The organism is Photorhabdus cinerea (genome assembly GCF_011189575.1).
GTDB lineage: Bacteria > Pseudomonadota > Gammaproteobacteria > Enterobacterales > Enterobacteriaceae > Photorhabdus > Photorhabdus cinerea.
The window spans coordinates 20,231-30,083 of record NZ_PUJW01000031.1; the positions used below are offsets into that span (position 1 = coordinate 20,231).

Here is a 9,853-nt window from a genome sequence, read left to right on the forward strand (position 1 = left end):
TTTTCAGGCTTATTTGTTATTATTGCTGCTATTTTCTGTTGTGTGATCTAAATCGGATTTTATTGTTGGATTTATTTTGTTTTTTTTGATTGCCTTGGTATTCCAATCATATGTTTAATTGTAGAGTTATTGTTGGAAATATTTCTTGCAATAAATCATTAGGAGAAGATAATTGAAGATGTGAACATGGTAATGTGTTTTTTGGTGATGATATAGGCTGATTTAATTATCCTTAATTTCATGATCTCGCTTTGGAACATATTCTGTTTATTTTAAATAACTCGTGATCATTACGAGCCTACCTATTAGGAGTGATTTCTGGAGGCTGTTATTTTGAATAAATAGTTAACTCGGACAGCAAGTATGAAAAATAGCCCTGTGTGATAGGCGGTAAGAATGAAAAAGCGGTAGAGAACAGCCTAAATGTATACGTTGTGAGGTATATGAAAATTGAATAATAGTAGATTTTGTCTCAGCTTGCACAACACGACAGTAAATATCGTGTGGCGTTCTAAAAATCGCGTAAAATAACGAACCAGACTTAATTATATATAATAAAATCAATATCTTATTGCGTTGATTGTTATGTGGGGTATGCTATTTTATTATTATGAAATAATCAGTAACGAAGTTAATTGTAATTTATAATGTTTCTTTGTGTTATTAAGTGGTAACAATATTTTTATTGGTTTTATGACTTAACTATTATTAAATAATGCCGGGTGTGATTATTATTAATCTAAGATTATATTTTACCTGATAGGCAAATAAATGCAGTCAATGATGCCATTTTTAGTTATGGAATTAAGCGTCAGACAATAAAAATTTGGGGGGGTATCTAAAAAACAGCAAAATAGAATATTTTATTTCGATTCATCAGGTGAGTTATTTACTCTGTTGTCCGGAAAATTATTGCTACATAGTTGTCGCTTTTAATAACTATTAATTGGGCTATTGCATTTAGAGCCTAATAGAAAGTGCTGCCTAAGTATCTTGATTAATGCTTGATGTGTTTGTTGCATTCTTCCTCAGTCAAATGGACAAAAAGTAAGAAAAAATATTTGTGAAGATTTCCATGACTGACCGTTTTCAAATATCCAATAGATTCGTTGAGGTGATAATAGATGAAAGGTAACATTGCTACAGAGGGAAATGTTCTTAAAGCCGAAGCTCTCTCTCAAATGCCATGTGAAAATATAATTAATAGTGCAAATGACGCATCGATTCCATCACGAATGTGCGTTGTTGTAGGGGGAACGACTCTTGCGGTGTTCTGCGCTGAACAAATTCAGGCGGCTGGGCATATCATACAAGCAGTACTATCTACGGATATTGTTCTACAAACTTGGGCCGCCCAGCAAGGGATTGTTTGTGTGAACTCTATTGATGCCTTACAAGAACAAATCGCGTTACACTCTGTCGATTGGCTTTTCTCTATAGTCAACCCAATCATCCTGCCTGTGTCGCTGCTTGAACAGATTCGCGGCGGGGCTTTTAATTATCATAATAGTCCGCTGCCACGTTATGCGGGCAGTCATGCAACTTCTTGGGCGTTGTTAGCGCGGGAGACAGATTACGCTATTTCCTGGCATTGTATTGAAAGTGGCGTAGATGCTGGCGATATTGCTATGCAATGGCCGGTATCGATTGAAGAACAGGATAACGCTTTCTCGTTAAACCTGAAATGTTATCAAGCTGCCCAGAACGGATTTATTGAACTATTGAACAATCTGGGTCACGGTACACTGGTGACTTATCAACAGGACCTCTCGCAACGGAGTTTTTATGCTTTATCGCATCGTCCTGATTTTGGTGGGTATTTGTGTTGGGAGCAGTCTGGAGAAGCACTGTCAGCGTTGGTGCGAGCATTAGATTTTGGGGAAAATTACTCAAATCCACTGGGTTGCCCGAAACTATTACTGAGACAGGGTACGGTACAAATTTCCTGGCTTCAACGATTGAACGCGTGTTCTGAGGGGGAGCCGGGCACGTTGATTAGCGTGGAGGAGGATGCCTGGCAGGTGACGACCGGCAGTGAGGATGTTCGGATCGGAGGTTTTGCCACCCTTGAAGGTAACCTTCTGTCTGCCAGGGAGCTTGCTGATATATCGGAACTGAGGCCAGGTAAACAACTTCCCCGGCTTTCTTCACAGCAGACTCAGGATGTAAGAAATACCCTTCAAGCACTCGCATCCAGTGAGCCATTTTGGTATGGGCGTCTTGCCTCTTTGCAACCCCTCCAGTTACCTTTTGAAATGACGGGGAAACAGCTAGAACCCCGATGGGCAATCAGTCCATGGCAGTCTCCATTACCAAAAAACGATGAAGAGGCCCCGTTACAGTCACTATTGCAGGTATTTGCTATCTATCTTGCACGTTTGACTCAGCAGACTGAATGCCAAATCGGCTGGTGTGTGGATAAGATAAAAGATAGCCCGACCGATCTGGCGCAAATGGTACCGATGACCATTGAAGTGGCGTTTGATCAACCCTGGAGTGCGGTCGCTGATTGGGTTGATGATGAACTTGCCCGATTAACCCGGCACCGTACATTTAGCCGTGATCTCCTTTCCCGCTATCCTTCATTGCGGGCTATCCCAGCATTAAGAACAAAGCGACCGTGGCGAATCGCTATCGATGTGATACAGGATGACAGACAGTGCGATCAGGAGGCGTCCGGCGAATTGTTGACACTCCAGATGAATGCACAGGGGGATTTTCGTTGGATCTATGATGAAAATCATCTGAGTCCGGAAGTGGTTTTACGGATGAGTGAACATTTACAGGTGCTGGCGTCGTCAAAAGGGATAAGTGATGAAATCCCTGTCGGGCAACTTAATTTGCTGCCTGAAGCTGAACGTACATTGTTGTTGGAAACCTGGAACGCGACAGAAACCGCCTACCCTGACCAATTATGTGTTCATCAATTGTTTGAACAGCAGGTGGCGAAAACCCCGGACGCAACCGCGTTAGTGTATGAAGGGCAGACCCTCAGTTATGCGCAATTGAATGCCCGCGCCAACCGGCTGGCTCATCAGCTGATGGAGCTGGGCATAGAACCTGATCAGCGGGTGGCGATTTGCGTATCACGTTCCCCGGCCATGGTGGTGGGGATCTTGGCGGTACTGAAAGCCGGTGGGGCTTATGTGCCACTGGACCCGGCTTATCCGGGGGAACGTCTGGGCCATATTCTGACTGATGCCGCCCCGGCTATTTTACTGGCGGACAGTACGGGATGTGTCGCACTGGGTGAGGAAGCCCTTGCCGGCCTGATTGTGCTTGACCCGAATACCCTGCCAGAGCAGCCAGACCGTAATCCACAGAGAGCGGCATTGACGCCACAGCATCTGGCGTATGTGATTTACACCTCCGGCTCTACCGGCGTCCCCAAAGGGGTGATGATAGAGCACCGGAATACGGTGAACTTCCTGTGCTGGGCGCGGCAGGCGTTTGCGGCGGAAGAGAGCCGGGAGACGCTTTTCTCAACGTCGATGAATTTCGACCTGTCGATTTTTGAATGTTTTATGCCGTTGTCCCGGGGTGGGGCGATTCATCTGGTCGATGATGCCCTGTCATTGATGCAGCATGCCCTGCCGGTGAGCTTACTCAACTCAGTCCCGTCTGCCATGAAACCGTTATTGCAGGCGCAGGCGCTGATGGCGTCGGTTCAGACGGTCAATCTGGCGGGTGAACCGCTGAAACGGGCCTTAATTGAACAGATTTTCGCAGAAACGCAGGTGCAGCGGTTATGTAATCTCTACGGCCCTTCGGAAACGACAACCTATTCTGCCTGGCTGCCGATCCGGCGGGGAGAACGGATTGTTGAGAGTATCGGACGTCCGATAGCCAACACTTGCCTTTACCTGCTGGATGAGTACGGTCAACCGGTGCCGTTGGGGATGGTGGGTGAGATTTATATCGGGGGCGCGGGGGTGGCGCGGGGCTACTTCAATCGCCCGGATTTGACCGCGGAACGTTTCCTTATCGATCCGTTCAGTGATAAACCGGATGCCCGCATGTACCGTACCGGGGATTTGGCCCGTTACCTGCCGGAGGGCAATCTGGAGTTTTTGGGGCGTAATGACCATCAGGTTAAAATCCGCGGTTTCCGGATAGAGCCGGGGGAAATTGAGGCGCGGTTGGTGGAACACCCGGCGGTGAATGAAGCGGTGGTACTGGCGCTGGGTGACGGGCAGGAGAAACGGCTGGTGGCTTATGTGGCGGCGGAAGCCCATGAAGAGCTGGTTAATAGCCTGCGTACCCATCTGAGTGCCCTGTTGCCGGATTATATGGTGCCGTCGGCCTTTGTGCGGCTGGATGTGTTGCCATTGACCCCGAACGGTAAGCTGGATCGTCGCGCACTCCCGGCACCGGATAGCGAGGCGTTTGCCCGTCAGGTCTATGTGGCACCGCAGGGGGAGACAGAAACCACCCTAGCTGCCATCTGGTGTGAGTTGCTGGGGATTGACCGAATCAGTCGGCACGATAATTTCTTTGCCTTGGGCGGCCATTCGTTGCTGGCGATGCGGGTGATGAACCGGGTAGCGGCGTTGGGTGTTGAACTGCCGCAGACCACCCTGTTTACATTCCCCACGTTGATGGCCTTTGCTGAGGTTATGCCGGCCCGGTCTGGTCAACAGAGCGCTATATTGCCAGCCATCCTGCCGATATCCCGTGAGGAAGTGCTGCCGCTGTCATTTGCTCAACAGCGCCTGTGGTTTCTGGCTCAGTGGGATGGTGCCAGTGAGACTTATCATATCCCGATGGCCCTGCGCTTGTGTGGTCAACTGGATATCGTGGCCTGGCAGCAGGCGCTGGATACCCTGTTCGCCCGTCATGAAGCGTTACGCTCTGTCTTTGTCTCGGTTGACGGTCAGCCGCAAGTACGGCTGTTGGAAGTGGATAGTGGCTTGCCTTTATCTCAACATGACCTGCGCGGACTCCCGGATGCCGACATAGTGCTTGAGCGCTTGAGTGCCGGCGAAGTCCATACGCCATTTGATCTTGACCGTGGTCCGCTTATCCGTGCCTGCCTTATCCGGCTTGCCGATGACGAATACCGGTTCCTGCTCACCCAGCATCACATTATTTCCGATGGCTGGTCTGTCAGTGTGCTGATACGTGAACTGAACGCGCTCTATACGGCGTTTCTGGCCGGGCAACCGGACCCGTTGCCACCGCTGGTGATTCAATACCCGGATTACGCCGCCTGGCAGCGTCAGTGGCTGTCGGCTGAACGTACCCAGACTCAATCCGACTATTGGCGTACCATGCTGGCTGACGCGCCGGTTCTGCTGGATTTACCTACTGACCGGCCCCGTCCGCCTGAGCAGTCGTTTGCCGGCAATGTCGTGCCGGTTAACCTGGATGCGGAGTTAACGACCGCCCTGAAACGTCTGAGTGAGCAACATGGTGTCACGTTATTTATGACGCTGTTGTCCGCTTGGGCAATGGTCTTGTCGCGCCTGTCTGGTCAGGAAGATGTGGTGATAGGCACGCCGAGTGCCGGTCGCAGTCGTCAGGAAGTGGAACCGTTGATCGGGTTCTTTGTGAATACGCTGGCGTTGCGCATGGATTTATCGGGCGAGCTGACCGTGACTGAATTACTGGCGCGTGTACGGCAAACCGCCTTAGCGGCACAGGAGCATCAGGATTTACCGTTTGAGCAGGTGGTGGAAATCGTGCAGCCGCCACGCCGACTGGCGCATACGCCGTTGTTCCAGGTGATGTTTACCTGGCAGAACAATGAAAATACGGAATGGAAACTGCTGGGGCTGGATGTATCAGCGGTCGATCAGGTCCTTGATGTTGCCAAGTTTGATCTTGATCTCAGCTTGTCGGAAGAGGCGGGCGGGATTGTTGGTACGCTGGGTTATGCCACCGCGCTGTTTGATCAACAGACCATAGAACGGCAGGTGGGATATCTGCACACGGTACTGCAAGCGATGGCAGCTCATGCTCAACAGCGGATCGGGGAAATCAATATCCTGTCCCCGGCAGAGCGCAGGTTGTTACTGGAAACCTGGAATGCGACGGAAACGGCGTACCCTGACCAGTGGTGTGTTCATCAGTTGTTTGAACAACAGGTAGAGAAAACCCCGGATGCAACTGCGTTAGAGTATGAAGCGCAGACTCTCAGTTATGCGCAATTGAATGCCCGTGCCAACCGACTGGCCCATCAGCTGATTGCCCTGGGCGTGGAGCCGGACCAGCGGGTGGCGATTTGTGTATCACGTTCCCCGGCCATGGTGGTGGGGATCTTGGCGGTACTGAAAGCCGGTGGGGCTTATGTGCCACTGGACCCGGCTTATCCGGGGGAACGTCTGGCCCATATTCTGACCGATGCTGCTCCGGCTATCTTACTGGCGGACAGTGCCGGATGTGGCGCATTGGGTGAGAAAGCCCTGACCGGCCTGATTGTGCTTGACCCGAATACCCTGCCAGAGCAGCCGGACAGTAATCCCCAGATAGCGGCGTTGACGCCACGGCATCTGGCGTATGTGATTTATACCTCCGGTTCAACAGGGACACCGAAAGGCGTGATGCTGGAACATCGTGGTGTCTGTAATTACCTGCTATGGGCGCTGAGTTACTACCGGACTGAAAGGCAATTCGATAGTATCGTTTCGTCACCGATAGCCTTTGATGCCACGGTCACCAGTCTTTACCTGCCCTTATTGTGTGGCGGTAAGATCCGTTTGCTCCGTGACGGGCAAGAATTGGTTGAATTGCTCCCTGCACTGTTGTCAATGGAGTCGGGTGCTCTGGTTAAAATTACTCCTGGTCATCTCTCAGCAATAGGTCAGGAATTAAAAACAGCGGGACAAAAATGCCCTGCGCATTGTTTTGTCTTGGGCGGGGAAGCTCTGCCCAGTTCCACAGTTGCATTCTGGCGAACGTTATCGCTTGGATCACGCATCATCAACGAGTACGGCCCAACCGAAACTGTCGTGGGTTGTAGCGTGTTTGATACTAATCACCCGAGCGGTTTTGTCGATAACGTACCGATTGGTCGCCCGATTTCCAATACCCGAATCTATATTCTCGATACCCACGGGAAACCTGTCCCAAGGGGTGTTGTTGGTGAGCTTTACATTGGGGGAGTCGCTGTCGCTCGTGGCTATCTGAATCGGCCAGAATTGACGGCAGAACGTTTCCTGACGGATTTGTTCAATAATAAACCGAATGCACGGATGTACCGGACCGGCGATCTGGCCCGTTACTTGCCGGATGGCAATCTGGAATTTTTGGGCCGTAACGACCATCAGGTTAAAATCCGCGGTTTCCGGATAGAGCCGGGGGAAATTGAGGCGCGGTTAGCGGAGCATCCGGCGGTGAATGACTGTGTGGTGCTGGCGTTGGGTGACGGGCAGGAGAAACGGCTGGTGGCTTATGTGGTGGCGGAAGCCCATGAGGAGCTGGTCAATAGCCTGCGTATCCACCTGAGCGCTCTGTTGCCGGATTATATGGTGCCATCAGCCTTTGTGCGGCTGGATGCATTCCCGTTAACGCCAAACGGCAAGCTGGATCGCTGCGCACTCCCGGCACCAGACAGTGGGGCGTTTGCCCGTCAGGTTTACGAAGCGCCGCAGGGAGAAACGGAAATCGCGTTAGCGGCGATTTGGTGTGAGTTGCTGGGGATTGACCAGATCAGCCGGCACGATAATTTCTTTGCTCTTGGCGGCCATTCACTGCTGGCGGTACGCATGATTGAACGCCTGCGTCATCAGAGATTGACACTGGCAGTGCGTGATCTGTTCCAGTCGCCGGTGTTGTCTGAATTGGCCCAAACGTTGGGGCAGCATCGGGCTGTGATAGTGCCGCCTAATGTCATCACACCGATGACCACGGTATTGACGCCAGAGATGTTGCCGTTGATAGATCTGACTCAGTCAGAGATTGACTGTATCGTCGGGCAGGTGCCGGGCGGGATGGCCAATATTCAGGATATCTATGCGTTGTCACCGTTGCAGGACGGAATTTTATTCCACCACTTGTTGGCAAGCGAAGGTGATCCGTATTTGTTAGTCAACCAGATGACCTTTGCTGACCGGACTCTGCTGGACCGCTATTTGACGGCGGTGCAACAGGTGGTTGATCGTCATGACATCCTGCGGACCGCCTTTATCTGGCAAGAGTTGTCTGTGCCGACTCAGGTAGTCTGGCGTCAGGTACCTTTGTCGGTGACTGAATTGACGCTGGACCCAACTGATGGGCCGGTTTGTGATCAACTAAAGCAACGTTTTGATCCCCGTCATTATCGTCTCGATTTGGGTCAGGCACCGTTATTGCGCTTTGTGGTCGCTCAGGAGACTGATGGCCGCTGGATTGTGTTGCAATTGCTGCATCACCTGATTGGCGACCACATCACGCTGGAAGTGATGAGCCGAGAAGTACAGGCGTTCCTTGCTGGGCAAGGGGATAGCCTGCCTGCGCCGGTCCCGTTCCGTAATCTGGTGGCTGAGGCCCGGTTGGGCGTCAGTCAGGAAGAACACACCCGTTTCTTTACCGACATGCTGGCGGAGGTGGATGAGCCAACTCTGCCGTTTGGCTTGACGGAGGTGCATCATGATGGTTCACAGGTGACGGAATCGCGGCGGATGTTGGTACCTGAGCTAAATGACCGTCTGCGTAGTCAGGCCAGACATCTGGGTGTCAGTCTGGCGGCGCTGTGTCATCTGGCCTGGGCGCAGGTATTGTCGCGTACCAGTGGTCAGGAGAAAGTGGTGTTCGGCACGGTGTTGTTTGGGCGTATGGCGTCAGGTGAAGGTATCGACAATGGCATGGGGCTGTTTATTAATACCCTGCCGTTGCGGCTGGATATCAATGAGACCCCGGTACGAGACAGCGTACAGGCCGCCCATACCCGGCTGGCCGGATTATTGACGCATGAGCATGCTTCATTGGCGATGGTCCAGCGTTGCAGCGGGGTACGGGGGGATATTCCACTCTTTAGTAGTCTGTTGAACTATCGACATAATACTTTGCTGGAAACGTCAGATGAATTGATAAGTGGTATTGAATTTCTGGTTGGACAGGAGCGAACCAACTATCCGTTTGTGCTGTCGGTGGAAGATTTTGGTGAATCGCTGGGACTGACCGCTCAGGTGGTACAACCGTTTGATCCAGAAAATCTGTGCGGTTATATGCAACAGGCGCTGGAAAGTCTGGTGGAAGCGCTGGAGCAAGCCCCGGAAATGCCCGTTCGGGCATTGGAAATCCTACCGGAAGCGGAGCGTACGTTGTTGTTAAAATCGTGGAACGCGACGGAAACTGTGTACTCTGACCAATTATGTGTTCATCAGTTGTTTGAACAACAGGTGGAGAAAACCCCGGACGCAACCGCGTTAGTGTATGAAGCGCAGACCGTTAGTTATGCACAATTAAATGCCCACGCCAACCGGCTGGCTCATCAGTTGATGGCTCTGGGTGTGGAACCTGACCAGCGGGTGGCGATTTGCGTATCACGTTCCCCGGCCATGGTGGTGGGGATCTTGGCGGTACTGAAAGCCGGTGGGGCTTATGTGCCACTGGACCCGGCTTATCCGGGGGAACGTCTGGCCCATATTCTGACTGATGCCGCCCCGGCTATTGTACTGGCGGACAGTACGGGATGTGTCGCACTGGGTGAGAAAGCCCTTGCCGGCCTGATTGTGCTGGACCCGAATTCACGGCCAGAGCAGCCGGACAGCAATCCCCAGATAGCGGCGTTGACGCCACGGCATCTGGCGTATGTGATTTATACCTCCGGCTCTACCGGCGTGCCCAAAGGGGTGATGATTGAGCACCGGAATACGGTGAACTTCCTGTGCTGGGCGCGGCAGGCGTTTGCGGCGGAAGAGAGCCGGGAGAC

1 protein-coding gene is annotated in these 9,853 nt (G+C 51.7%); it reads left to right on the top strand.

Annotated elements, in window-relative coordinates; all coding sequences use genetic code 11:
• Positions 1-1,124: 1,124 nt before the first annotated feature.
• Positions 1,125-9,853, top strand: an 8,729-nt coding sequence (locus C5469_RS19695) for a non-ribosomal peptide synthetase (RefSeq protein ID WP_166310175.1), incomplete at its 3' end; no start/stop codon positions are given.